25 protein-coding genes and 1 riboswitch are annotated in these 25,691 nt (G+C 56.8%); of the genes, 21 read left to right on the plus strand and 4 right to left on the minus strand.

Annotation, left to right across the window (positions count from 1 at the left end):
• Positions 1 to 8: 8 nt before the first annotated feature.
• On the minus strand, positions 9 to 293 hold the full coding sequence (locus NST29_RS08725) for a hypothetical protein (protein WP_014195913.1): 285 nt from the start codon (positions 291 to 293) through the stop codon (positions 9 to 11).
• A 124-nt stretch (positions 294 to 417) separates the two neighbouring features.
• Between NST29_RS08725 and NST29_RS08730 the strand changes: the two genes are divergently transcribed.
• Together NST29_RS08730 and NST29_RS08735 are read left to right on the plus strand one after the other, a co-directional pair.
• Positions 418 to 969, plus strand: coding sequence for an isochorismatase family cysteine hydrolase (locus NST29_RS08730; protein ID WP_014195912.1), 552 nt, complete (start codon positions 418 to 420; stop codon positions 967 to 969).
• Positions 970 to 1,055: 86 nt separating this feature from the next.
• Positions 1,056 to 2,525: a nicotinate phosphoribosyltransferase gene (locus NST29_RS08735; RefSeq protein WP_014195911.1), complete on the plus strand. Its 1,470-nt coding sequence runs from the start codon at positions 1,056 to 1,058 to the stop codon at positions 2,523 to 2,525.
• Between the two features lie 143 nt (positions 2,526 to 2,668).
• Here the strand turns inward: NST29_RS08735 and pepF are convergent, their stop codons facing one another.
• Positions 2,669 to 4,525: an oligoendopeptidase F gene (gene pepF / locus NST29_RS08740; RefSeq protein ID WP_014195910.1), complete on the minus strand. Its 1,857-nt coding sequence runs from the start codon at positions 4,523 to 4,525 to the stop codon at positions 2,669 to 2,671.
• A gap of 93 nt (positions 4,526 to 4,618) precedes the next feature.
• Here pepF and NST29_RS08745 point away from each other — a divergent pair, with 93 nt between their 5' ends.
• Positions 4,619 to 5,509, plus strand: coding sequence for an aldo/keto reductase family oxidoreductase (locus NST29_RS08745; protein WP_339232955.1), 891 nt, complete (start codon positions 4,619 to 4,621; stop codon positions 5,507 to 5,509).
• A gap of 12 nt (positions 5,510 to 5,521) precedes the next feature.
• A complete protein-coding gene (locus NST29_RS08750; RefSeq protein ID WP_061912125.1) occupies positions 5,522 to 7,678 on the plus strand; it encodes a DNA topoisomerase III in 2,157 nt (718 codons plus the stop codon).
• Here the strand turns inward: NST29_RS08750 and NST29_RS08755 are convergent.
• Entirely contained in the window at positions 7,660 to 7,830 is a 171-nt protein-coding gene (locus tag NST29_RS08755; protein ID WP_156102716.1) for a hypothetical protein, read from the minus strand. The two genes, NST29_RS08750 and NST29_RS08755, sit on opposite strands and share 19 nt — an antisense overlap.
• Positions 7,831 to 7,928: 98 nt before the next feature.
• Positions 7,929 to 8,810, minus strand: a complete 882-nt coding sequence (locus NST29_RS08760) for a glycerophosphodiester phosphodiesterase family protein (RefSeq protein WP_033843832.1) — start codon at positions 8,808 to 8,810, stop codon at positions 7,929 to 7,931.
• 503 nt (positions 8,811 to 9,313) lie between these two features.
• On the opposite strand from NST29_RS08760, the gene rraA reads away from it, so the two are divergent.
• The 17 genes from rraA (at position 9,314) to NST29_RS08845 (ending at position 25,576) form a co-directional block, all read left to right on the plus strand.
• Positions 9,314 to 9,799, plus strand: a complete 486-nt coding sequence (gene rraA / locus NST29_RS08765) for a ribonuclease E activity regulator RraA (RefSeq protein WP_033843833.1) — start codon at positions 9,314 to 9,316, stop codon at positions 9,797 to 9,799.
• 59 nt (positions 9,800 to 9,858) lie between these two features.
• A riboswitch (cobalamin riboswitch) is annotated at positions 9,859 to 10,054 on the plus strand.
• Positions 10,055 to 10,239: 185 nt separating this feature from the next.
• A complete protein-coding gene (locus NST29_RS08770) occupies positions 10,240 to 10,647 on the plus strand; it encodes a (2Fe-2S) ferredoxin domain-containing protein (RefSeq protein ID WP_033843834.1) in 408 nt (135 codons plus the stop codon).
• Positions 10,644 to 11,387 (plus strand): energy-coupling factor ABC transporter permease, encoded by a 744-nt coding sequence (locus NST29_RS08775; RefSeq protein WP_081897211.1) that lies wholly within the window; start codon positions 10,644 to 10,646, stop codon positions 11,385 to 11,387. The genes NST29_RS08770 and NST29_RS08775 overlap by 4 nt, the downstream gene beginning before the upstream one ends.
• Before the next feature lie 4 nt (positions 11,388 to 11,391).
• Positions 11,392 to 11,685, plus strand: a complete 294-nt coding sequence (locus tag NST29_RS08780) for an energy-coupling factor ABC transporter substrate-binding protein (protein WP_033843835.1) — start codon at positions 11,392 to 11,394, stop codon at positions 11,683 to 11,685.
• Complete coding sequence (locus NST29_RS08785) at positions 11,669 to 12,397, plus strand: CbiQ family ECF transporter T component (RefSeq protein WP_033843836.1); 729 nt, start codon at positions 11,669 to 11,671, stop codon at positions 12,395 to 12,397. Before NST29_RS08780 ends, NST29_RS08785 begins: the two co-directional genes overlap by 17 nt.
• A gap of 5 nt (positions 12,398 to 12,402) precedes the next feature.
• The gene (locus NST29_RS08790) at positions 12,403 to 13,218 is read left to right on the plus strand and encodes an ABC transporter ATP-binding protein (RefSeq protein ID WP_339232957.1); all 816 of its coding nucleotides are present in this window, start codon (positions 12,403 to 12,405) and stop codon (positions 13,216 to 13,218) included.
• A complete protein-coding gene (cobJ, locus tag NST29_RS08795; protein WP_033843837.1) occupies positions 13,208 to 14,926 on the plus strand; it encodes a precorrin-3B C(17)-methyltransferase in 1,719 nt (572 codons plus the stop codon). Before NST29_RS08790 ends, cobJ begins: the two co-directional genes overlap by 11 nt.
• A gap of 454 nt (positions 14,927 to 15,380) precedes the next feature.
• Positions 15,381 to 16,214 (plus strand): sirohydrochlorin chelatase, encoded by an 834-nt coding sequence (locus tag NST29_RS08800; protein ID WP_033020763.1) that lies wholly within the window; start codon positions 15,381 to 15,383, stop codon positions 16,212 to 16,214.
• 15 nt (positions 16,215 to 16,229) lie between these two features.
• Positions 16,230 to 17,006, plus strand: coding sequence for a precorrin-6A reductase (cobK, locus tag NST29_RS08805; RefSeq protein ID WP_033020764.1), 777 nt, complete (start codon positions 16,230 to 16,232; stop codon positions 17,004 to 17,006).
• 179 nt (positions 17,007 to 17,185) lie between these two features.
• A complete protein-coding gene (locus NST29_RS08810; protein WP_033020766.1) occupies positions 17,186 to 17,833 on the plus strand; it encodes a precorrin-8X methylmutase in 648 nt (215 codons plus the stop codon).
• A 6-nt stretch (positions 17,834 to 17,839) separates the two neighbouring features.
• Positions 17,840 to 18,958: a cobalt-precorrin-5B (C(1))-methyltransferase gene (locus NST29_RS08815; RefSeq protein ID WP_033844907.1), complete on the plus strand. Its 1,119-nt coding sequence runs from the start codon at positions 17,840 to 17,842 to the stop codon at positions 18,956 to 18,958.
• Complete coding sequence (locus NST29_RS08820) at positions 18,924 to 20,129, plus strand: bifunctional cobalt-precorrin-7 (C(5))-methyltransferase/cobalt-precorrin-6B (C(15))-methyltransferase (RefSeq protein ID WP_033843841.1); 1,206 nt, start codon at positions 18,924 to 18,926, stop codon at positions 20,127 to 20,129. Before NST29_RS08815 ends, NST29_RS08820 begins: the two co-directional genes overlap by 35 nt.
• Complete coding sequence (gene cobI, locus NST29_RS08825; RefSeq protein WP_033843842.1) at positions 20,126 to 20,827, plus strand: precorrin-2 C(20)-methyltransferase; 702 nt, start codon at positions 20,126 to 20,128, stop codon at positions 20,825 to 20,827. The genes NST29_RS08820 and cobI overlap by 4 nt, the downstream gene beginning before the upstream one ends.
• Complete coding sequence (cobM, locus tag NST29_RS08830; protein WP_339232961.1) at positions 20,824 to 21,612, plus strand: precorrin-4 C(11)-methyltransferase; 789 nt, start codon at positions 20,824 to 20,826, stop codon at positions 21,610 to 21,612. The genes cobI and cobM overlap by 4 nt, the downstream gene beginning before the upstream one ends.
• Positions 21,599 to 22,771, plus strand: a complete 1,173-nt coding sequence (locus NST29_RS08835) for a cobalt-precorrin 5A hydrolase (RefSeq protein ID WP_339232963.1) — start codon at positions 21,599 to 21,601, stop codon at positions 22,769 to 22,771. The genes cobM and NST29_RS08835 overlap by 14 nt, the downstream gene beginning before the upstream one ends.
• The gene (locus tag NST29_RS08840) at positions 22,717 to 24,081 is read left to right on the plus strand and encodes a cobyrinate a,c-diamide synthase (protein WP_339232965.1); all 1,365 of its coding nucleotides are present in this window, start codon (positions 22,717 to 22,719) and stop codon (positions 24,079 to 24,081) included. The genes NST29_RS08835 and NST29_RS08840 overlap by 55 nt, the downstream gene beginning before the upstream one ends.
• Positions 24,074 to 25,576 (plus strand): cobyric acid synthase, encoded by a 1,503-nt coding sequence (locus tag NST29_RS08845; protein ID WP_033843845.1) that lies wholly within the window; start codon positions 24,074 to 24,076, stop codon positions 25,574 to 25,576. The genes NST29_RS08840 and NST29_RS08845 overlap by 8 nt, the downstream gene beginning before the upstream one ends.
• Positions 25,577 to 25,691 lie beyond the last annotated feature (115 nt).

The following is a 25,691-nucleotide window of genomic DNA, read 5'->3' on the forward strand; positions in this document are numbered from 1 at the left end:
CTTTGCGCTTATGGTTGCGCCGCTTTGTTGATTTGATTCAGCTGATAATTGTTGAACGGCACCCAACGGAGAGGCTCAGTGTAGCTGATCATGCGAATCCGGTTTGACGCAAATTTATTCAGGAAGACGACGGATAAACCGACGGCAAGAAGCACGAGCAAAAAAACGATATTGAAAAAAAGGGGGATCATATCGGCATATCCTACTTTCTGTTTTTGTAAATATTCGTAAAAACCATTCGTCAGAAAGGAATCACTTTTCCGCTGAGCGATGGAAGGCGAGTTTTGCATCATCGGCTCGCTTTCTTATGCAATCTTCTGCTTGCCCAGATTTTGCATGCTGGAGTAGAGTAAAAGTATAGCAGCGGCAATGTACAGCAAGACCCGTTTGTTAGACAAACACGCAGGAGGGATTTTCATGAAGAGAGCACTCATTAACATCGACTACACCGTCGATTTTATCGCCGATCATGGCGCGCTCACATGCGGGAAGCCGGGGCAGGCGATTGAAGAAGAACTTGTACGGGTGACGAAACAGTTTATCGATCGTGGAGATTTTGTTGTCTTCGCCATTGACAAACATGTGGCGGGAGATCACTACCATCCGGAAACGAAGCTGTTTCCGCCGCATAACATTGAAGGGACGGAGGGCCGAAAGCTGTACGGGGAGCTCGAAGAGGTGTATCAAGCAAATAAGCATAAAGACAACGTCTACTGGATGGACAAAACGCGCTACAGCGCGTTCGCCGGGACCGATTTGGAGCTGAAATTGCGCGAGAGAGGCATCACGGAAGTGCATTTGGTCGGCTGCTGCACCGATATTTGCGTCCTCCATACGGCGGTCGATGCATACAATAAAGGCTTTCGCATCGTCGTCCACCGGCGGGCGGTCGCGAGCTTCGACGCGGCGGGACACGAATGGGCGCTCCGCCATTTTCGCCATACGCTAGGCGCAGAAATAGTGGAATAATGGAGAAAACATGATAGAATAGACGATGAACGTTCTTTTTCTCCATTCGGCGGCGCAGTCATTCGTATGTTGGAGGTTGCACATTCATGAAAAAATATGCCGATGACAGTTTGATGCTTCATACGGACTTATATCAAATCAACATGGTCGAGACGTATTGGGAAGATCGTATGCATGAGCGCCGCGCTGTGTTTGAAGTGTTTTTCCGCAAGCTGCCGTTTGGCAACGGCTATGCGGTGTTCGCTGGGTTGGAGCGTGTCATTCAGTTTTTGCAACAGTTCCGATTTTCTGACAGCGACATCGACTATTTGCGCCAAGAACTTGGTTACCGCGACGACTTTTTAGACTATTTGCGGACGCTTCGCTTCACCGGCACGGTCCGTTCGATGCGCGAAGGGGAAGTGGTGTTTGCCAATGAACCGATTATGCGCATCGAGGCGCCGCTCGCCGAGGCGCAGCTCATCGAAACGGCTATTTTAAACATTATCAATTTCCAGACGCTCATCGCCACGAAAGCGTCGCGCATTAAGCATATTCTCGGGAACGAACCGGCTTTGGAGTTCGGCAGCCGGCGGGCGCAGGAGATGGATGCGGCGCTTTGGGGGGCGCGCGCAGCGTATATCGGCGGGATTGAGGCGACATCGAACGTGCGCGCCGGGAAGCTGTTTGGCATTCCGGTCGCCGGAACGCACGCCCATTCGATGATTCAAGCGTATCAGGATGAATACACCGCCTTTTTGAAGTATGCACGCCGTCATAAAGACTGCGTATTTCTCGTCGATACGTACGATACGTTGAAGTCCGGGGTGCCAAACGCCATTCGCGTCGCGAAGGAGCTGGGCGACCAAATCAACTTTATCGGCATCCGCATCGACAGCGGCGATCTCGCCTATTTGTCGAAGGAAGCGCGGAAAATGCTCGATGAAGCCGGATTTCCGAACGCGAAAATTTTCGCCTCGAACGATTTGGATGAAGATACGATTTTAAACTTGAAGTCGCAAGGGGCGAAAATCGATGTGTGGGGGATCGGCACAAAGCTCATTACGGCGTACGATCAGCCAGCGCTCGGCGCCGTGTACAAAATGGTGGCGATTGAAAACGAACGCGGTGAGATGGTCGATACAATCAAAATCAGCGGCAATCCAGAGAAAGTGACGACGCCGGGGCTGAAGCGGGTGTACCGCATCGTCAACAAAATCAACCATAAAGCGGAAGGCGACTACATCGCCTTAGAGAGCGAAAACCCGCAGCAAGAAGAGCGGCTGAAAATGTTCCATCCGGTGTACACGTTCATCAGCAAATTCGTCACCAATTTCGAAGCGCGTGATTTGCATGTGACGATCTTCGACAACGGCCGGCTCGTGTATACGTCGCCCCCGCTTCCGGACATTCAAGCGTATGCGAAAGAAAGCTTGCGCTTGTTTTGGGAGGAGTACAAACGGACGCTCAATCCCGAGCAATATCCCGTCGATTTGAGCCAAGCGTGCTGGGACAATAAGATGGAAAACATCCGCAAGGTGAAAGAAAAAATTGCAGGCGCATCTTTAAGTGAATAACCGCCTTGGCTGCGGGGCAAGCGCATGGTGTCGCTTTGCGCGCGATCGACCGCCTTAACCGGTCCGGCGCGTTGCAGCGCAAAGCGATATTCTTTTTTCCGCCGCAATAACAAAGGTGTCCCGAACGGCGCGGGACACCTCTTTCATGTAGACCGCTGACGGTTTTGGCTTGGCAGCTGTCGATCGAGTTCGTCAACGAGTTCGGCGAAATGACCTAAGACCCGCTCGATCGGTTCGGGGCTTGTCATATCCACTCCGGCTCGCTTGAGCAGACGGATCGGGTCATCGGATGCGCCGGAGCGCAAAAATTGTTTGTACCGCTTCACCGCCTTGCCGCTTGTATCGGTTTGGATGTCGCTCACAATGGTGTACGACGCCGCGAGCGAAGTGGCATATTTGTATACATAAAAGGCGTCATAAAAATGCGGGATGCGCAGCCAGCCGTGCGCGGCGCCGGGATCGGCGGCGTACGCCGGGCCGTAATACGTTTTGAGCAGGCCAAGCCAAAGATGGTTCAGTTCGTCCGCTGTCAGACTGCCGCCTTGGCGCACTTTGTCATGAATCATCCGTTCAAATTCGGAATACATCACTTGCGTGTACAACGTGCCGCGGATTTGCTCGATTTGTTCGATGAGCAGGCGGAGTTTTTCTTCTTTTGTTTTCGCCTGTTTGTACAAATAATCGAGCATGAGCCATTCGTTCGCGGTCGAGGCGACTTCGGCGGTGAAAATCGAATGACCGGAATAATGGTACGGCTGCGCGCGGTTCGTGTATACGGAATGCATGGCGTGCCCAAGCTCGTGAGCCATCGTCAATACGCCATCAAGCGAACCGTTGTAATTGAGCAAGATGAACGGATGGGTGTCATACGCTCCCGTGTTGTAGCCGCCGGTATATTTTTTCGGGCGCGGGAAGACATCAAGCCATCGTTCTTGAAACGCTCGGTGCACCTGTTTGATATAGTCGGCGCCGAGCGGCTTGAGTCCTTCCACTATGAGCGTCTTCGCCGTTTCGACCGGAATCGGTTTCATTGTTTCGCCGACGAGCGGCACGTACAAGTCATAGCTATGGACGCGGTCAAGCCCGAGCGCGCGCCGCCGCAGTTCGACATAGCGGTGAAGCGCCGGCAAGTGGCGGCGAGTGGCGGCGATCAAGTGATCGAACACTTCCTTTGGTACGTCATCGGCGGCCAGCGCGGCGGCAAGGCCGGATGGATAGCGGCGCACGTTCGCATACAATTCATCCGCTTTGACCGAGGCATACAGCGTCGCGGCTGCGGTTTGTTCCATGGCTTCATAACTTTTGGCTTTCGCTTCAAACGCCGCCTTTCGATAGCGGCGGTCCGGGTGCTCGAGCATGGCGGCGTATTGGTCGTCGGTCAATGTCACTGTCTTTCCGTTCGGCATCTTGACAGATGGCGGCTCGTAATCGCCGCGGGCGGCGTGGTCATAAATGTTCTCCGCTTCGCCGAGCGCCGGCGATAGTTTCGCGAGCAGCTGTTCTTCGCGTTTCGTGAGCGTATGCGGCTTTTGCTCACGCAACTCATGGAAGTAATAGCGGTACGCTTTCAGCGGTTTGCTTTTTTGGAGCTTCCTGAGCGTCCGCTCGGGTAGGGCGAGCAGTTCCGGCTCGATAAACGCTGTTTTCGCCGCATATTGGGCGGCGAGCGCTTCCACTTTTGCCCCGAGCCGGGCCGCCGTTTCATCTTCAATGTTGATATCGCGTTTTAAATGGGCGTAAAGCGACAGTTTTTCGAGCTTGCGGGCCGTTTGTTCGTTTAGGGCGAACAGTTTGGCGATCGTCTTCGCATCGTCAAGCTTCCCTTCAAACGCCGCCAGTTTCGGCAAGGCGTTTTTCACCGTCTTGTAGTCGCGCATCCATTCGTGTTCGGATGGGTAAATGTCGGCCACATTCCATTCGTATGCAGTTTCGGCGGCTGATGTCGGCCATGGGGAGGCCAAAAGAAGCACGGCGGCGAGCCCAAGAAGCCAGCGCTTCATATCATCACGTCCTTTCCGTTTTTTCCTCTTGTTGGTAGTATGCGCAAGCGGAACGATTTTAGCCAAAACCAAAAAAAGAAAGGGAGACGATCAATGGAACGAATCCGTTTAGCGGACGATTTGACTTTTTCCCGCCTCATTCACGGCTGTTGTCGGCTTGCGGACTGGGGCTATTCGCGCGAGCAGCTGCTCGGGCTCATTGAATTTTGTCTTGAGCGCGGCATTACGACGTTTGACCATGCTGATATTTACGGCGACTACACGTGTGAATCGCGCTTTGGCGAAGCGCTGGCGTTAAAGCCAAGCTTGCGCGGTCAGATCGAGATTGTGACGAAATGCGGCATCAAGCGGCCGCCAAAATACGGGATGAAATTATATGATACAAGCAAAACCCATATCATCGCCTCGGTCGAGCAGTCGCTCGCCAATTTCCGCACGGATTATATCGATGTCTTGCTCATTCACCGTCCGGATCCGTTCATGAATCCAGAAGAGGTGGCCGAGGCGTTTTGCCAGCTGAAACAGGACGGAAAAGTGCGCTATTTCGGCGTCTCGAACTTTAAACGTTCGCAGTGGGAAATGCTTCAGTCGTATTTGCCGTTTCCGCTCGTGACCAACCAAATCGAAGTATCGGCGTATCGGTTGGAAAATCTTGAAGACGGCACAGTTGACCTTTGCCTTGAGAAGCGCGTTCCGCCAATGGTATGGTCGCCGCTCGCCGGTGGAGCGATTTTTTCCGCTGACGATGACCGGGCGGTGCGGCTGCGCGGGACGCTTGAACAAGTGCGAGGCGAAGTGGGCGCTGAGACGATCGACGAAGTGCTGTACGCGTGGCTCCTCGTTCATCCAGCGCGGATGATGCCGATTGTCGGATCGGGAAAACGAGAACGCATCGAGCGGGCGGTGCGGGCGCTGTCTTTGCCGCTTTCCCGCGAGCAATGGTTCGCCATTTGGCAAAGTTCCATGGGGCATGAGGTGCCATAAGGGGAGAAGCCGATGAAAGTCATTATTGCGGAAAAACCGGACCAAGGGGCGACGCTCGCCTCGATTTTTCAGACGAAAAAACGGCAAGGCTATATCGAAATTTTGCCGAATGACTTGTTTCCGGATGGGGCGTATATGACATGGGCGATCGGGCATTTGTTCCAGCTCGCCCCGCCCGAGCGGTACCGCCCGGAGTGGAAACGGTGGACGCTCAACACGTTGCCGATCGTCCCGGAACGGTTCGAGTATGAGATCGAAAAAGCGAAGGCGAAACAGTTTCAAGTGATTAAGGAGTTGCTGCGGAAGCCGGAAGTGACGGAAATCATCCATGCGGGAGACGCCGGGCGCGAAGGGGAGCTCATTGTGCGCAACGTGATCCGCCTGAGCGGCGTTAACAAGCCGATCAGGCGGCTTTGGCTGTCATCGTTGACCCCAAAGGCCATTGCCGAAGGATTTCGCCGCCTGCTCGATGAGCAGACGACGCGTCCGCTCTATGAAGAAGCGTACGCCCGCGCCTGCGCGGATTGGCTCGTCGGCATGAACGCTTCGCGCGTGTACAGCTTGTTGCTGAAAGAGCGCGGGATGAACGATGTATTCTCCGTCGGGCGCGTGCAGACGCCGACCTTGGCTCTTATTGTCCGGCGCGAGCGGGAAATCGAGCAGTTCCGCTCGGAGCCGTTTTGGGAAGTCATCGCTTCGTTTGTCATCGGCGACAAGCGCTATGAAGGAAAATGGACGGATGAAAACGGTCAAACGCGTCTTAAGGACGAGGAGATGGCGAAACGAATCGCGGCCTTTTGCCGCGGGAAGCGGGCGGAAGTCGCCGACGTCCGCACCGAGCGGAAAACGTATCAGCCGCCGCTGTTGTTCAACTTATCGACGCTGCAGGCGACAGCGAACAAGCTGTACCGCTTCTCGCCGAAAAAAACGCTCGATGTGCTGCAATCGCTCTACCAAAAAGGAATCGTTTCGTACCCGCGTTCGGATTCGATGCATGTGACTAGGGGAGAGGCGGAAACGTTCCCGGCCATTTTGCAAAAACTGTCGTCGTTTCCGGCGTACGCTTCGTATTTTCCGCTGCCGCGGCCGTCGATTTTACAGAATAAACGTTATGTAAACGAGAAAAAAGTGACCGACCACTACGCCATCATCCCGACGGAACAGGTCGTTGACCCGGAGAAGCTGTCGGCCGACGAGCGAAACGTGTACGATTTAGTTGTCCGCCGCTTGATCGCCGCCCACCACCAAGCGGCGGTCATGGATTATACGACCGTCACGACGTTGGTTGACGGTCGGGCTCGCTTCGTTTCGAAAGGAAGGCAGGTTGTTGACGAGGGGTGGCGCACCGTCATCCGTCCGCATGAGGAGGAGAAAGACGCGGTGCTGCCGCCGCTCGAGCGGGGCGAAGCGGGGGAGGCGGCCGCTGTCAAAGTGAAAGAAGGGAAAACCGAGCCGCCGAAACGGTATACGGAAGGCGAACTCATCACCTTGATGAAAACGGCGGGAACATTTTTGGACGATGAGGAGCTGGAAAAAGTGCTCGCCAAAACGGAAGGGCTCGGCACGGAAGCGACAAGGGCGGCGATCATTACGATGCTGAAGGAACGAAAATACATTGAAGTCAAAAATAACCTCGTCTATCCAACGGACAAGGCGAAAGTATTGATCGAGGCGCTTGGCGGCACGATTCTCGCCTCGCCGGAAATGACAGCGAAATGGGAGCAGCGCCTAAGCGAAATCGGCGAAGGAACGGCCTCGCCCGCCGCGTTTATGGAACAGGTGAAAAAGCTGGCGCAAAAAGTGGTCGCTGACGCCATCGCTGCCGCCCCAGCTTGGAATTTTAACGGGGTCGACACCGCCTCGATCCAGCGGACGAGAACGAAAAAAACGATCGGTGAGAAGCTCGGGCCGTGCCCGCTTTGCGGAGGGACCGTCATCGACAAAGGAACGTTGTACGGTTGCGACCAGTACGCGAAAACAAAATGCTCGTTTACGATCGCCAAACGCATTCTCGGCAAATCGATTTCGGCGGCCAATGTAAAAAAGCTGCTGGCAAAAGGAAAAACCAATGTCATTAAAGGATTCAAAAAAGGCGGAAAAACGTTTGACGCTGTCCTTGTGTGGGATGAAAACGAGAAGAAATTGTCGTTTCAGTTTCCGAAGCGGTAATGAAGGCAACAGAGGAAATAGGGGGCGGGGCGCTTGGCGAAAGGGCGGACCGATGGCGTCCCGTCCTTTTTTGCCGGTTCCTCCGTTTGCGGCTCTTGAATCCGTTCCATCAGCCGCTCCGGCTCGCTTAGCGCGGCGGCCTCCTTTTTCATAAAGGATACACCGAATCGGATCAGATGGAAACGATTTCATTTTTAAACAATAATAATATTATGTAAACTAGAATCCCGGCTTTCTCCTTGAAGGCTAGTCAATGGTCGGGCGGCCGGCGGCAAGCGGCGATGCGAGCCGGGCGGTCGGGATAGTCGGTAAAGATCCCGTCCACGCCCATGGCGCATAGGCGCGCCAGATCGTGCGTTGCATTGACGGTATAGACGTGGACGATGAGCCCGCGGCGATGGGCGGCGCGCACTCGCTCTTTGGTGACGGCCGAAAGCGGCAAGCCGATGCCATCGGCGTAGGCGGCGATTTGTCTCAGCCGTTGATCGTCCCAATGTTGCGCTTCCCTTCCGTCGATTAATTGGATGAGCGGAATGCCGCGCGGAATGAGCCGGCGCAGCGCCTCGAGGCTTTTTCGGGAAAACGATTGAAACATGACGCGGCCGGGGCGCAACATGTGATGGCTTTGCAGCAGGTGCGCGACGGCCTTTTCGATGCCGGGCTGTTTCGTTTCGATGTACAACGGGGCTTCCACACGCTCCGCTTTCAACATCTGAATGACCTCATCAAGCGTCGGGACGCGCTCGCCGGCAAAGCGCGGAGCCAACCACGAGCCAGCATCCAACTTTTTGAGCTCACGAATTGAAAAATCGCTGACCTGCCATGGCGATCGGCGCGGATAAACGGTTTCGGCGTTTGTCGTCCGAGCGAGTGTGGCATCATGCAAAGCGACGAGCTTCCCGTCTTGGGTGGCCCGCACATCGACTTCGATATAGTCGGCCTGCATGCGGGCGGCGAGGCGGTAGGACGTGAGCGTATGCTCCGGCGCGTGTCCGGATGCGCCGCGGTGGGCGATGATGATCGGTTTCGGGGCGACGGACGGCTGTGCGGCGGTTGATGCGGCGAGGCCGAGCGGCAGGCACAATAACCACAACACATGAAGCCATTGGCGGAGGGCGGCGGTTCGGCGCAACGTCGTTCCCCCCTTTCTCTTTGCATTATACTTTATTGAAATGAAGCGATTGTGAAGCGATGGTAAAGATGTGGTGAAACGCACGGGACATGAATCCTTATTTGTATTTTGCTTCCTTTTGCAAAATGGTATGCGTTTTGATTCGAACGGGGAGGGTTGTTGCTGCCTACTGTAAGTGCCAACAAAGACGTTGGGCTATAGCCAAGCGGCAAGGCAACCGACTTTGACTTCCGTGATGCGCTCGTTCGAATCCAGCTAGCCGAGCTGAATGGCCGGACGGGGCGGCTTTTGCCGCGTAGCCGGCAGGCAAAAACGGCTTCCGCCATGTCGTGTGGGGCCGTTTTTTCGTTCGCCGGACAGCGAGGACGAGCCAATACGTTCAACGTCTAGTTTAGCAAAACTCCACATCTTTTTCAAATATAAACAGCGCCGCAAAAAAAAGCGTAGTCAGCAGGACTTTGGCGAATGGTGGCGAATGCAAAAAGGGAAAGGAGAGAGCGACAATGAAAACAGCCGATTTATGCGATCAATTTTTAGACGAGCTGCAAGTATGCGAGGTGCCGTTCCAATCATATGGCGGAAAACAGATGTTTTCCGGACCGATTGCGACAGTTGACGTGTTGGAGGACAACGTGCTTGTCCGCGAAGCGCTCGAGACCGTTCCAGCGGGGACGGTGTTGGTTGTCGACGGAAAAGGGTCGCGCCGCGTTGCGTTATTCGGCGACCGATTGGCACAAATCGCCTGCGAGAGGGGGCTGGCTGGCGTCATTATCCATGGCTGCATCCGCGATTCCGCAGAAATCGGTGCGATGCCGATCGGCGTCATGGCCATTGGCACGTGCCCGGTCAAAAGCCGAAAAGAAGGAAAAGGCGCCCGCGACGTTGCGCTCGAGTTTGGCGGTGTGCGTTGGGAACCGGGAGCGTATGTGTACGCCGATGCGGACGGCATCGTCGTGGCCTGCGCCGATTTGTCGGCAAAAAACGGTTGACGGTAGCGTTTTGCTTGTACTACGATGGAGACAGATGCTTGTTCCATGACAGTGTAGATATGGTGAAGAACCCACAAGGTGCCTGAGCTCGTCAAACCGGCTCGGGTGAAAAAGGGAAGTCCGGTGAAAATCCGGCACGGTGCCCGCCACTGTGATGGGGAGCTTTGCGGCAACAAGTCACTGAAGAGAACTTCGGGAAGGCGCCGCAAGCGATGATCCTAAGTCAGGAGACCTGCCTTGTTTGGGTCGGACGGATGCCTACGGGACTATAGGCAGACGTGCGGGAGAATGAGGGCTGCATAAGGCCTGTTTGGGTCGTTTAAGACTTTTTTGTATACATTTTTCTGCACCTCTGCTGTAGAGGTGCTTTTTCTTTTGCCTGAAACCTGCTCGTCTGTCTGCATCTGAATTCTATCATTCTAGCCAAAAGGGGGGATTCGATGGCGACGTGGGATTTGCGGGGAATGAGGCATCATTTGTTCATTTGCAACGGCGGGACGTGCCTCCGTCATGGCGGGGAGGAAGTGACGCTGGCGGTGCGCGAAGAGATCGCCCGTCTTGGTTTAGACGATCTTGTTCATACGACACGAACGCGCTGCAACGGCCGCTGCCAGGATGCATGCGTGATGATCGTCTATCCGGATGGCGTCTGGTACCGAGAAATGACGCCGGAAAAAGCGCGGGAGGTGGTGCGCATCCATCTTTGTGAAGGGGCGCCGATTCGCGAATGGGCGACGTATGAGTTTGATGAGGAGGCAGGATGCAAATGGGCGCCAGCAGGGGAAAGCGAGGCGCCGGTTGGGAAGCGGAAAACGGCCAATGAACCGAAGGAGGCGAATCGACAATGATGCGAACAAGCCGTTGGGTTGTCATCGCGGCGCTATTGACAAGTTACTTTTTCTTGACGAATGAACAAGACGCGTACGCCATGCACATTATGGAAGGATTTTTGCCAGCGAAATGGGCGCTGTTTTGGTGGGGATTGTTTCTCCCGTTTTTCTTGGTTGGTTTACGTCGTCTCGTCCGCACGCTGAAAGAGCATCCGGAGCAAAAGCTGCTCATGGCCTTGGCTGGGGCGTTTACGTTCGTCCTGTCGGCGCTGAAAATTCCGTCCGTCACGGGCAGCAGTTCCCACCCGACCGGCATCGGCTTCGGGGCCGCGTTGTTTGGGCCGTGGGTGATGGTTGTCATCGGCACGCTAGTTCTTCTGTTCCAAGCGTTGCTGCTTGCTCATGGTGGATTGACGACATTGGGGGCGAACGCTTTGTCGATGGCGGTCGTTGGGCCGCTGGTTGCGTTTAGTGTGTATCAGCTGCACCGGCGCGGTCTTGTTTCACATCGAGTGGCGCTGTTTTTAGCTGCCTGTTTGTCGGATTTGGCGACCTATGTCACTACATCCGTTCAATTGGCAGTCGCGTTTCCAGCACCGGATGGCGGCGTGCTCGCTTCGTTTTTAAAATTTGCCGGCATTTTTGCCATCACTCAAGTGCCGCTGGCGGTGACGGAAGGCATTTTGACGGTGATGGTCTGGAACTGGCTCGCTTCATACCAAGCTTCTCCGCTATTTGAACGGGAAAAGGGGGCGTGATTCGATGAAGAAAAACCTGTGGCTGTTCGCTTTCGTATTGGTGTTGATCCTTCTTCCGCTTTGGTGGGCGCGCGGCTCCGAATTTGGCGGCACCGATGACCAAGCGGAACGGGCGATTCAAACGCTCGCTCCGCATTACCGGCCGTGGTTTGAATCGATTTTCACCCCGCCGGGCGGCGAAGTGGAAACGCTGCTATTTTCGCTGCAAGCCGCCCTTGGCGCCGGCGTCATCGGCTACGTGATCGGCCTGTATAAAGGGCGGTCGGAACGGAAGAACGGGCATGATTCGCGAGTTTGATCGGTTCGCTTACGACAATCGGCTGCGAACGTGGCGAGCGGAATGGAAGCTGGCGATGGCGGTGATCTTGTTGGTGCTTGGGATGATAAGCAGCTGGCGCGAACAGTTGCTCATTATGGCCGGGATGACGTATTGGATCATCGGTCGCGCCGGTGTACCGCTTTCGCTGTATGGAAAAGCAATGGCCGCCGCTTCAGTTTTTTTAGGAGTCAGCTTATTGACCATGGTCATTTCTATTTCCCTTCCCTTTCATTTGTCTATTTCCTATAGCCAGCTGCGGCCGGCCGCTGAATTGGCCGTGCGCTCGTTGGCGGCGTGGTCTTGTTTGTTTTTCCTTCTAATCACTACGCCGGCGCCGGAATGGTTTGCCGTCCTGCGGCGTTGTCGTCTTCCGGCGGCGGTTATTGAGCTTTGTTTTTTGATGTACCGCTTCATCTTTTTGCTTGAGCAGGCGGCGGCTGAGCTGTGGCTGGCGTTGCGCGCCCGCAACGGGGGAACACATTGGCGGCATGGGGGGATGCTCATGTACCAATTGTGGCTGAAGGCCGGGCAATCGTACGAAGCGCTCGGGCGTGCGCTTACCGCTCGCGGAGGAATCGACTCGTTTGTCTATCGGCATCAGCCGTTGGACACAAAACCACATACCATTGATATGGCGGCCGGCGCCGCGTTAATCGGGCTGCTGCTCGGCATGGTTTGGTGGAAAGGGTGAAAAAGGTGCTGCTACGGATGGAACAAGTGCGCTATGCTTACGATTCCTCGCGCGATGTGCTCAACGGGGTTGATTGGGAAATTCCAGCAGGAAAAAAATGCGCGCTCATCGGCGCAAACGGCTGCGGCAAAACGACGCTGTTTCTTCATTTGAACGGATTGCTGCGGGCACGGTCGGGCGCGCTGTATTGGAAAGGGAGCAACATGTATGAGCGCGGGGCCGATTGGCGGCGCTGGCGGCGTGAAGTCAGCCTCGTTTTTCAAAATCCGGAACATCAGCTGATTGCGCCGCTCGTGCGCGATGAATTGGCGATTAGCCTCGCTCACGCTGGGTTCAATGAAGAACAGATGAGAACCGCTTTGTCGGCGCTTGTTGATGAATACGGACTCGGTGATTGGCTCGATCGCCCGACCCACCAGCTCAGCCTCGGACAGAAAAAGTGGCTGACGCTTTGTTCGGCGATGGCGACAAAGCCGGACTTGCTTGTGTTGGATGAACCGACGGCGTATTTGGACCAGCATCAAACGAAACAGTTTTTGCGGCAAATCGATGTCATTCATCAAAGGGGAACGACCGTCCTTATCGCCACGCACGACATGGATTTCGTCTGGCAATGGGCCGATTGGGTCACCGTCATGCACGAAGGCCTGATTGTCAAGCAAGGACCGCCGGAAGACGTTTTTGCCGATCGCCGCCAGCTGCTCGCGGTCCGTTTGGACGTGTCGCTGTTTGTTCGGTTCTGGAAGGAGTGGGGGCCGAAGGAAGTTTCGATGCCGCGGCCATGGCCAGAAGAACAAGGAGGGGAAACGCATGGGAGGTAAGTTGTTGATCGTCGGCTTCGGACCCGGCAGTGTTGACCATATGACGAAGCGGGCCCGCGAAGCCATTGAAGAAAGCGACGTCATCATTGGCTACAAAACATACATTGAGCTGGTGCGCGATTTGATCGCCGGAAAGGAAATCATCAGCACCGGCATGACCGAGGAAGTAAGCCGCGCCCAAGCGGCAGTGAAGTGGGCCGAGCGCGGCAAGACGGTGGCCGTCATTTCCAGCGGCGACTCCGGGCTGTACGGCATGGCGGGGCTCGTCTACGAAGTGTTGATTGAAAAAGGCTGGACGAAAGACGATCCGATTGAAGTGGAAGTCATTCCGGGCATTTCCGCCATTCACTCGTGCGCCGCTTTGCTTGGGGCGCCGATTATGCACGATGCGTGCACGATCAGCTTGAGCGACCATTTGACGCCGTGGGAGCTGATTGAAAAGCGGCTCGAAGCCGCGGCGGCGGCCGATTTTGTCATCGCGCTTTACAACCCGAAAAGCGGGCGGCGCACGCGACAAATTGTGGAAGCGCAGCGCATTCTGCTTCGCCACCGGGCGCCCGAGACGCCAGTCGGACTAGTGAAAAGCGCGTACCGCGAACGCCAGCAGATCGTCCTCACCGACTTAGCCCATATGCTTGATCATGAAATCGGCATGTTGACGACGGTCATTATCGGCAATTCAACGACATTTGTTCACGATGGGCTCATGATCACACCGCGCGGCTATCAGCGCAAATATCATTTGACCGCGGCCGTCCAGCCGCTCAAGCCGCATGAGCGGCTGCGCAAAGAAGCGGAGCCGTGGGCGCTCGAACAGACGAAGCCGTTGAACGGTGGCCCCGTTCTTGAACCCGCCAGCGAGCCAGAGACTGAGCGACCTCGTGTTTCGGTGCCATCCGCGTCTTTACCTCTCTCTGCTTCGAGCGTCCCTCTGCCGGCGGCGGCCCGACAGGCGAAGGAGTCGGGGTCGGCCATACCGCCTGTCGACCGTCCCATGGCGGCGAAAGAAGTTGCCGAAGACGCGCTCGCTGCCTTGACCCACCGGTCTATGCGCCCAGCCCCGGTGCTGTTCGAGGCGGCCGTCAGTCCGGGCGTGGCCAATAAACAGTTCACTCCCGAACAGCTTATCGTGCTCGCGGAAGTGGTAGGGCCGGATGGAAAGATGACTTACACTCCGGACCATTATATGAAAATTGAACGGTTAACAGAGGATCCGGCTGGGCTGACGGCCCGTCTTGTGGCCGCCGGACTGACAGTGATGCCGGTCGGCGAGGTCCTGACCGTGAAAGCGTGCGATTTTTGTGACGGGGAGAAAAAAGACGCCATTCCGTACGCGGAGGAATTGGCGCGGAAATTCGGGGGCATGGCGTTGCCGAAAGAGTTGAAGCTCGGCGTCAACGGCTGCGGGATGGCGTGCTACGGCGCGGTGCGCGAAGACATCGGCATCGTGTATCGCAAAGGAAAATTTGATTTGTTTTTAGGAGGAAAGACGGTCGGCCGCAACGCTCACCCTGGCCAGCTTGTCGCCGAGGGCATTCCAAAAGAAGAAATCATTACCGTCATTGCTGATATTATTGAATACTATAAAGAACACGGTCATCCGAACGAACGGTTTCATAAGTTTTTCGCCCGCGTCAAGCAAATCGGTCCGTTTCGTCACGAAGAAGCAACGGCCGCTGCTGTGGAAACGGCCGCCTGCGGCGACTGACAACCGCAAGCCGTTTCCGACGGCGGCGGAAACAGCGGCCGGCTTCGTTGCCGCTTGCGTTAGAAGGTCGATGAAAAACCGCTGTCACACACCAATCGGTGGTGTTTTTATTTAGAAAATAAAGTATATTATTAAATATTTTGGTTCATCACCACAACGTGTACTTGACAGACGTTGCACTTCTCTGAATAGGTGTAAGCAAAACATGATTGGTTTCCTGTTCTTTCGTGGATGCATCAGTAAGATGTGTGATGGAAAAATCAAGTACAACTTTTGGTGAAGAGCCAATATTTTTCTTGTTGATAAATAAATGGAATAAGTGGTATATTAAACAAAATTATCAATCTTCTAGTTTTTTAACTTGAGAAACGCGGTTAGGAGCAACATTTTCCTTACATCATCGTCCTTCTAGAAGGCAGGAGGCGAGCCAATACATGAAGAAGGAGAGAAAACGATGAAAGCCATTTTATTTGTCGGCCATGGAAGCCGCGATCCGGAGGGAAACGAACAAGTGGTGCAGTTTGTTGAGCGGCTGCGGCCGCGCCTTGCTGCTTCCTTTCATGTCGAAACGTGCTTCCTTGAATTTGGCCGTCCGTCGATCGGCGAAGGAATCGAACGGTGCGCGGCGGCCGGGGCGACGGACGTCGCGGTCATTCCGCTCATTTTATTGCCGGCTGGGCATTCGAAGCTCCATATTCCAGCGGAAATCGACGAAGCGAAAGCGCGCTATCCGCATATCACGTTTCGCTACGGCCGCCCCATCGGCATTCATGAGCAGACGTTTGCCATTTTGCGCGACCGGCTGCAGGAAATCGGCGAGCGTCCGGAACAGCCGGGCGACGGAACGGCGGTCATTTTGCTCGGCCGCGGCGGCAGCGATCCAGACGCGAACAGCGATTTATACAAAATCGCCCGCTTGTTTTGGGAACAGACCGATTATTCGCTCGTTGAGCCGGCGTTTATGGGCGTGACCACCCCGTCGCTCGATGATGCCGTTCACCGCTGTTTGGCGCTTGGGGCGAAACGGATCGTCATCTTGCCGTATTTTTTGTTCACCGGCGTGCTCATCAAGCGGCTTGAGCGGCAAGTGGCGCAATACCAAGCTGAGCACTCGCATCTCTCATTTGCGCTTGCCGGCTATTTCGGCTTTCATCCGAAGCTGGCTGACATTGTGCTCGACCGGCTCGAGGAGGCGCTCGGGCAAACAGCGGCGATGAACTGTGATGTCTGCCAATACCGAATTCACGCCGCCCATCACCATCACCACCATCATCACCATCATCATTGAAAGGGGGAAGCAGTGATGATTTTGTTGTTGGCTGGAACAAGCGATGCCCGCGAATTAGCGGTGATGATTCAGCACGCCGGATATGACGTGACGGCGACCGTCGTCACCGATCACGCTGCGGAACAGTTGCGAGCCGCGGGCATTCGAACGTACGTCGGGCGGCTGGACGCCTTTCAGCTGGCCGAACTCGCCAAAGCGGAAGGGGCGAAGGTGATTGTCGACGCGAGCCATCCGTTTGCCGAAGAGGCGTCGAAAAACGCCATGCAGGCGGCAGCGGAGATGGATTTGCCGTACATCCGCTATGAGCGGCGCGAGACAGCGATTGCCTCGGAGCGGGTGACATTTGTCGACAGCTATGAAGAAGCGGCGGACTTGGCGGCGGAAAAGGGCGGCGTCGTCATGCTCACCACCGGCAGCAAAACGCTTGACATTTTCGCCACTAGGCTCATCGGCCGCCCGAACGTCAAGGTGATCGCGCGAATGCTGCCGCGCAAAGACAATCTTGATAAATGCGAGCGGCTCGGTTTTTCCCAAGAGCAGATCGTCATGATGCAAGGGCCGTTCACCAAAGAGCTCGACCGGGCGCTGTACCGCCATTTTGGCGTCACGGTCGTGGTGACGAAAGAAAGCGGCAAAGTCGGGTTTGTCGATGAGAAAATCGCCGCCGCCGAGGAGCTCGGCATCGATGTCATCGTCATCCGCCGTCCGCGCTTGGCGTACGGCATTGTGCATCACGAGTTTGCCGGCGTGCTGGCGGCATTGAAAGAGCGCGTTCCGCTCCCCGCGGGCTGAGGCGCGCCGCCCAAACGTCCCGCGCGGCGGCAAACGATTGCCGCCCGCGCGCTTGTCTTCATTTCCTTCGTTTCTGCAGCGACAGGAAGCGGTTCGGCCTTCATTCTCTTCTTCGCCGCGGCGGGGAAAAGAGACGGAACGCACGTGTGGATATGGAAAAAGGAAAGGAGCGAGTGAGCATGGAATTTCATACAACATTTCGCCCGGTGACCGTCCAACCGGAACAGATCGAAGCGCGCAGTTTCCAAATCATTGACGAGGAGATCGGCGAGCACTCCTTTACGGCTGAGCAATATCCGATCGTCCAGCGCGTCATTCACGCCTCGGCTGATTTTGAGCTCGGAAAAAGCCTTCTCTTTCATCCCGACGCCGTTCGCGCCGGCATTGACGCCATTCGCAGCGGCAAGCTTGTCGTTGTCGATGTGCAAATGGTGCAAGCGGGCGTCAATCAAGCGCGCCTTGCGAAATTCGGCAGTTCGGTGCGCGTGTATATTTCCGATGAAGATGTTATCGCTGAAGCGAAGCGGCTCAATACGACGCGGGCGATCGTCGCCATGCGCAAAGCAGTGAAGGAGGCGGAAGGCGGCATTTTCGCCATCGGCAACGCCCCGACCGCGCTGCTGGAGCTCATTCGTTTGATCAAGGAAGGAAAAGCGCGGCCCGGATTGATCATCGGCTTGCCGGTCGGATTTGTGTCGGCGGCGGAGTCAAAGGAGGAGCTCGCGAAACTCGATGTGCCGTTTATTACCAACCGGGGGCGCAAAGGGGGAAGCACGGTGACCGTCGCCGCTTTAAACGCTTTATCGCTGTTGGCCGAACGGGTGTGACGGGCGATGGGGGCAAACAAAACGCTGCGGGAAGGGTACACGACCGGATCGTGTGCGACGGCGGCAACGAAAGCGGCTCTCACCGCGCTCGTTACCGGTCAGGTGCAGACGGAGGCGACGATTCGGCTGCCGATCGGTCGGGTCGTCACTTTCGCTGTTGAATCGTGCGTGATCCACGGCGCGACGGCGACCGCGGCGGTGGTGAAAGACGGCGGCGATGACCCGGATGCGACGCATGGCGCCCGCATCGTTGCCACCGTTTCTTGGGCGCCGGAGCCCGGAGTCCATCTTGACGGCGGAGAAGGGGTCGGGCGGGTCACGAAGCCGGGATTGCCGGTACCGGTCGGCGAAGCGGCGATCAATCCAGTACCGCGCAAAATGATTCACGAAGCCGTCAACGAAGTGCTCGCGCAACACGGCGTTGACCGCGGGGTGAACGTCGTCATTTCCGTGCCGGGCGGCGAAGAGATTGCGAAAAAAACGTTGAATGCTCGTCTTGGGATCATCGGCGGCATATCGATTTTAGGAACGCGCGGCATCGTCGTTCCGTTTTCCACCGCCGCTTATCGGGCGAGCATCGTGCAGGCGCTGCAAGTGGCGAAGGCGAACGGCTGCCGCCATGTCGTCATTACGACCGGGGGACGGAGCGAGAAATACGCCATGCAAGAATATCCCCATTTGCCGGAAGAAGCGTTTATCGAAATGGGCGATTTTGTCGGATTTACGTTAAAGCAGTGCAAACGGCTCGGCATGGAAATGGTGTCGATGGTCGGCATGATGGGGAAGTTTTCCAAAGTCGCCCAAGGCGTCATGATGGTGCACTCGAAAAGCGCGCCGGTTGACTTCGGTTTTTTAGCAGCGCTCGCTCGACAAGCCGGGGCTTCCAAGGAGCTGGTTGACGCCGTGCGAGGGGCGAATACAGCGGCGCAAGTCGGCGACATGATGCAAGAAGCCGGCTGCACGAAGTTTTTCGAGCTGTTGTGCGAAGCGTGCTGCCAGGCGGCGCTCAACGAAGTCGGGGGCGGCTTGAACGTGGCTGTGTCCATTTACACGATGAACGGACAACGATTAGGAAAGGCGGTGCTGTTGGATGGCGACGATGAAGTTGATCGGAGTGGGAGCTGACGGGCCAGCGAGCCTTCCTGAGCTGTATCGACGCTGGATTGACGAAAGCGAATTGCTTGTCGGCGGCGAACGGCAGCTGGCGATGTTTCCGGCATATGAAGGAGAAACGATCGTGATTCGCAGCGGGCTGAGCGAGCTCGTCGAGCGGCTCCGCCATGAAACGCGCAACACGGTCGTGCTCGCTTCCGGTGATCCGCTTTTTTACGGAATCGGCAGTTATTTAGCCGGCAAACTGCCGATCGAAGTGTATCCGGCTGTCAGCTCGGTGCAATGGGCGTTTGCCAAAATGGGCGAGTCTTGGCAAGACGCGGTGTTCCTCAGCGTCCATGGCCGGCCGTTAACGGGCTTGGCCCAACGGATTGACGGGAGGCGCAAAGTCGCGATTTTAACGGATGAGACAAATTCACCAGCCGCCATCGCCCGCTACTTGCTTGCATACGGCATGACCGAGTATGAGGCGTTTGTCGGCGAGGAGCTCGGCGGGCCGAATGAGCGGTGCCGGTTTTTCAAGCTAGAAGAAATGGCGGAAGCCGAGTTTCTTCCATTAAATATAGTCGTGCTGCGGAGGACGGCGCCCAGTCCTTCTTGGCCGCTCGGCATTGAAGATGATGAGTTTTTCCAGCGCAAACCAGACAAAGGGTTGATTACGAAAAAAGAAGTGCGCGTGCTCAGCTTGAGCGCTTTGCGTTTGCGCCCGGACAGCGTCGTCTGGGATATTGGCACGTGCACCGGTTCGGTCGCGATTGAAGCGGCGAAAATCGCCCGCGACGGGGCGGTGTTCGCCATTGAAAAAAATGAACATGATGTGGAAATTTGCCGGCAAAACTTGCGCAAATTCCGCGTCGACATCACGCTTGTGCACGGCAAGGCCCCTGATCGGCTTGATGGGTTTGCTGATCCGGATGCCATCTTTATCGGCGGCACGTCAGGGGCGATGGCGCCGCTGTTGGACGTCTGTGCGAAACGGCTGAAGAAAAACGGGCGCATCGTGATCAACGCGGCGACGGTGGAGACGCTTGCCGAAGCGTGCGCCGCTTTGCGCGAGCGCGGGTTTCAAGTGGACATTACGCTGGCGCAAGCATCGCGCAGCAAACCGATTTTGGACTTGACGCGCTTTGAGGCGTTAAACCCGGTTTATATCATCGCGGCAAAACGGGAGGGAGACGAATGACCGGCACATTGTACGGCGTTGGCGTCGGCCCCGGCGATCCGGAGCTCATGACGGTGAAGGCGTATCGCCGCCTGAAAGAAGCGGACGTGATCGCGTATCCGAAAAAGGGACGGCAAAGCAAAAGTTATGCGGAACAAATCATTGATGCGTATTTTGCCCCAGAGGAAAAACGGCGTCTCGGCTTGCATTTTCCAATGACAAAAGACCCAGCAGTGCTTGAGCCGAAATGGAACGAGGCGGTGGACGCCATCTGGGCGGAACTGGCGGCCGGACGCGATGTGGCGTTTGTGACCGAAGGCGATCCGCTGCTGTACAGCACGTTCATCCATTTGATGCGCGTGATGGAACAGCGTTATCCAGAAGCGCCGATTGAAGTCATCCCAGGGGTCAGCTCAGCGAACGCTGCCGCCGCTCGGCTGCGTTGGCCGTTGGCGGATGGGGATGAAACGGTGGTGATCGTGCCGGCGCGCGACGATTACGAGGCGATGAAAGCCGCGCTTCTTCGACACGATTGCGTCGTTTTTTTTAAGGTGGCGAAAGTGATCGATCTCCTGCTCGACTTGCTGCGGGAGCTCGATTTGCTTCAGCGCGCCGCCGTCATCACGAAGGTGACGTCCGGCGAGGAAGTGGTGTGGAACGTTGAGGAATTGGCTGGCGCGTCGCTCGAATATTTGACATTGATGGTGGTGAGAAAGTGAAGCTGTATATCGTAGGGGCGGGGCCGGGAGCGCCGGACTTGATCACCGTCCGCGGCGCCGAGCTTTTGGCTGCGGCGGATGCCATTTTTTACACCGATTCGTTGGTGAGCGAGGAATTGATTGAACGCTACCGGAAGCCGGAAGCGGACGTTTTTCATACCGCCGGCATGCATTTAGAAGAAATGGTCGCGGCGATGGTGGAACAAGCGAAACAAGGCCGGCTTGTCGTGCGTGTCCATACCGGTGATCCATCGATTTACGGGGCAACGCTTGAGCAAATCGCTTTGTTGAAAGAAGAAGGAGTGGAAGTGGAAATCGTCCCCGGCGTCAGTTCGGCGTTTGCCGCCGCCGCCGCTGTGCAGGCTGAACTCACCGTTCCGGAACTGACGCAGACGGTCATTTTCACGCGCGCTGAGGGGCGGACGCCGGTGCCGCCGCGCGAACGATTGGAAGAGCTGGCCAAACATCATTGCACCCTCGTCTTGTTTTTAAGCGCGACATTGGCGAAAAAAGTGAGCGCGGCGCTGCTTGACGCCGGCTGGAGCGGCGATACCCCAGCAGTGATCGTCTACAAGGCGACATGGCCGGATGAGCGGATCATTTGCACGACCGTCGCCGCTATGGCGGAAGAGATGCGCCGTCATCGAGTGACGAAGCACGCGATTATGCTGATCGGTTGGGCGCTTGACCCGTCCGTTCATGAACGTGGCTACCGTTCGCGCCTGTACGACCGCACGTTTACGCACGGATACCGGAAGGGGGAAGGACAGCGTGAACAAGATTGAGGAACACGGACGATATGCGGTTGTCGCCATTACGAAGCATGGGGTGGAGACTGCCCGTCGGCTGGGCCGCACCCTAGCTGGAGCAGACGTCTATTATACGGATAAGTTTGCTCGCGGCGACGAACAAGAACAACAGATTCGCCTGTTTTCCGGCAACGTCCGGGCGCTGTTGCCGGAACTGTTCGCCCGCTATGACGGCCTTATTTGCCTCATTTCGCTTGGCGCCGTCGTGCGGATGATCGCCCCGCTCTTAAAAGACAAAAAGACCGATCCGGCGGTCGTTGTCATCGATGATAAGGCGGAGCATGTGATCAGCGTGCTGTCTGGTCATTTAGGCGGGGCGAACGACTTGACGCGGCGCGTCGCTGCGATTCTTGGCGCCCGCCCGGTGATTACGACCGCTTCTGACGTGCAGCAGACGATCGCCGTTGATTTGTTCGGCCGCGAGTTTGGCTGGGAATGGGAGTCGGATGCCAAGCTGACGCCGGTGAGCGCTGCGGTCGTGAACGAAGAGCCGGTGGCGATCGTGCAAGAGTCCGGGGAACCGGATTGGTGGCCGGAGGGGCGGCCGCTGCCGAAAAACATCACCGTGTACGGCTCAATCGCGGAGGCGCTTGCCGCCCGTCCGGCGGCCGCGCTCGTGGTCACTCATCGTCTGCTTGAGCCGGATGAAGAGGCGATTTTGCAAAACGGTGTGCTGTACCGCCCGAAGGTGATCGCCCTTGGCATCGGCTGCAACCGCGGCACAGCGGCTGATGAAATCGAAGCGGTCATCCTCGAGACGCTCCATGAGCTGCGTTTTTCGCCCAAAAGCGTCAAAGCGGTGTGCACGATCGATTTGAAAAAAGACGAGCCAGGGCTTCGCGAAGTTGTCGGCAAATACGGCTGGGAGTTCGTCACGTACACGCCGGAGGAGCTGAACGCGGTGCCGATCGAAGCGCCGTCCGAGACCGTCTACCGCTACACCGGCGCGTATGGGGTGAGCGAGCCGGCGGCGAAATTGTACAGCGGGGCCGAGCGGATGGCGCTCGTGAAAAAGAAAGCGGGCAATGTGACGATTTCGGTGGCGTTGATTCGCCATAGACGAGGAAAGGGGAGCGAGTCATGCGACGATTGGTCATCGCCGCCCCGGGAAGCGGCGCCGGCAAAACAACGGTGACGCTCGGCTTGATGGCGGCGCTGAAGCAGCGAGGCTATACGGTGCAAGGGTTTAAATGCGGCCCGGACTACATCGATCCGACTTACCATACGGCGGTCACCGGCCGGCCGGCGCGCAACTTGGACAGCTGGATGATGGGAAGCGAAGCGGTCAAAACGGTGCTCGCCAACGGCTGTCAAGGAGCGGATATCGCCATCATCGAGGGTGTGATGGGGCTGTTTGACGGGAAACAGCCGCTCTCGGATGAAGGATCGACGGCGGAAATTGCCGTGCTGACGCAAAGCCCGGTGCTGCTTGTCGTCGATTGTTCCGGGATGGCCCGCAGCGCGGCCGCCATCGTTCGCGGCTTTCAGACGTTCCGTCCCGACGTGCATATTGCTGGCGTATTTGCCAACCGCGTTGGCAGCGAAGGGCATTTTCGGCTCGTCAAAGCGGCGATTGAGCAGATGTGTGGAATACCGGTCGTCGGCTATTTGCCAAAAGCGGAAGAGCTGACCTTGCCGGAGCGCCATTTAGGGTTGGTGCCGTCCGTAGAGCGGGGGGAGCTCGACTCGTTTTTTGCCGAACTGGGAAAAAAAGTGATGCGCACGATCGATTGGGAGTTGCTGCTTTCCATCGCCGAAGCGCCGGCTTTCGGACCGTCCGCGCCGCTCATTCGCCCCTCGCGGCCGTATCGGGCGCGCATAGCGGTCGCGAAAGATGCCGCGTTTCATTTTTACTATCCTGAAAATCTAGAAATGCTTTCGGCCTGCGGCGCGGAGCTAGTCTACTTTTCCCCGCTCGCCGGCGAACCGCTTCCTGATCGGGTGAACGGTTTGTACATCGGCGGCGGGTTTCCGGAGGAGTTTGCCGACCAGCTCGCGCGCCAGACGGCGGTCAAGCAGTCGATCCGCGCCGCCATTCGGAGCGGGCTGCCGACGCTCGCCGAATGCGGTGGGTTTATGTTTCTCACGGAACAGCTTGTCGCGACGGACGGCACGGCTTATGAGATGGCCGGCGTCATCCCGGGGCGGGTCGTGATGAAAACGAAACTGGCTGCTCTTGGATATCGTGAAGTGCACGGAAGAAAAGGAAACTTTCTTTTGCCGGAGGGAGAACAGGCGCGCGGCCATGAGTTTCACTATTCCGTGTACGAACCGCGGGGCGAGACGCCGTTCGCTTATACAACGAGCGGCCGGAAAGGAACGAAACCGGACGGGTATTTGGCGCACCGGCTCGTTGCCGGCTATGTCCACTTCCATTTTGCGTCCGCACCGATGATGGTTGAGCGCTGGCTCGCTGAATGCGAGAAGGTGACGATCTATGGCTAAAGCGCTGCCCATCATGTTTCAAGGCACCCATTCCGATGCCGGTAAAAGCGTCATCGCCACCGCTTTTTGCCGGCTGTTTGCCCAAGCCGGCTGGAAAACGGCCCCGTTCAAGGCGCAAAACATGTCGCTGAACGCCTACGTTACGCCGGACGGGAAAGAAATCGGACGGGCGCAAGGCATTCAGGCTGAAGCCGCCGGTGTGCCGGCGCGAGCGGAAATGAATCCGATTTTGCTGAAGCCAAGCCGAATGAATGAATCGCAAGTGGTTGTGCTCGGCCGACCGTACGCCACCATGCCGGCGATGGCTTACCGAAGTGAATTTTTTGAGCAAGGATTGGCCATCATTCGCCAGTCGCTTGACACGTTAATGAGCGAGTATGAGCGGATCGTCATCGAAGGAGCGGGCAGCCCGGCCGAGGTGAATTTAAACGACCGTGAGCTCGTCAACATGCGCGTCGCCCGACTTGCCAACGCCCCGGTCGTGCTGATTGGCGACATTGAGCGGGGTGGGGTGTTCGCGAGCCTCGTTGGAACGTTGACGCTGCTGGAACCTAGGGATCGAAAGCGGGTCATTGGTGTGATCATCAACAAGTTCCATGGCGATCGGTCGCTTTTGCAGCCGGGCCTCGATTGGTTTGAACGTTACACCGGGGTGCCGGTGCTCGGCGTCGTTCCGTACTTGCCCGATTTGGCGATCGATGCCGAAGATTCGCTGGCGCTAGAGCGTTTCGCCGCCTCATCCGGTGGCGAGCGGGCGATTGACATCGCTGTCATCCGCTGTCCGAAAATCGCCAATTTCACCGATATTGACCCGCTGCTCGCTGAACCGGATTGCCGCGTCCGGCTAGTGACGCACGCCGCCGAGCTTGGCGAGCCGGATGTCATCGTGCTTCCCGGCAGCAAAAACACGATCGAAGACCTCGTGTACATGAAACAGCGCGGGCTCGCCTCCCGCATCGCCGCGCTTGTCGCCGAAGGCAAAACAAGGGTTGTCGGGATATGCGGCGGCTATCAAATGCTCGGAGCGGTCATCCGCGATCCCCATGGGGTCGAGACATCGCTTCCCGAGGTCAAAGGACTCGGGCTGTTGCCGATCGAGACGACGCTGGAGCGGACGAAAGTGACCGTTCGTTCGAAAGCGGTGCTGACATGGAACGGGAACCGATTGGCCGTGCAAGGATACGAGATTCATATGGGGCGCTCGACACCGCTTGCCGGCTATGTTCCGCTGATGGAGGACGATGGGGGCCAGATGGGGGCGAAGCGCGACGATGGCCGCGTTCTCGGCACCTATATGCACGATTTGTTTCATAACGATGCGTTTCGCGCCGCGTTTTTCAACGACATTCGCAAGGAAAAAGGGCTGTCGTTATCGGAACCCGTCCCGTTTCGCGCTCTCAAGGAAGCGGCGTTTGACCGGTTAGCCGCCCACGTTTGCCGACATGTGGCGGTCGAACGGATCGAACAGATAATGCGGCAATTTCAGCATGAGTAAGCTCTGAAAAACGAGGCGCTCGCATGACTGACCCGCGCTTCGACCTTTGCGGTTTTCCGGAGTCCGGCGCCGGCGAAGCGAGCCCGGTCGCACGCTTGAGGCAGGAAGCGGAAAG

Source organism: Geobacillus sp. FSL W8-0026 (assembly GCF_037966255.1).
Classification (GTDB): domain Bacteria; phylum Bacillota; class Bacilli; order Bacillales; family Anoxybacillaceae; genus Geobacillus; species Geobacillus icigianus.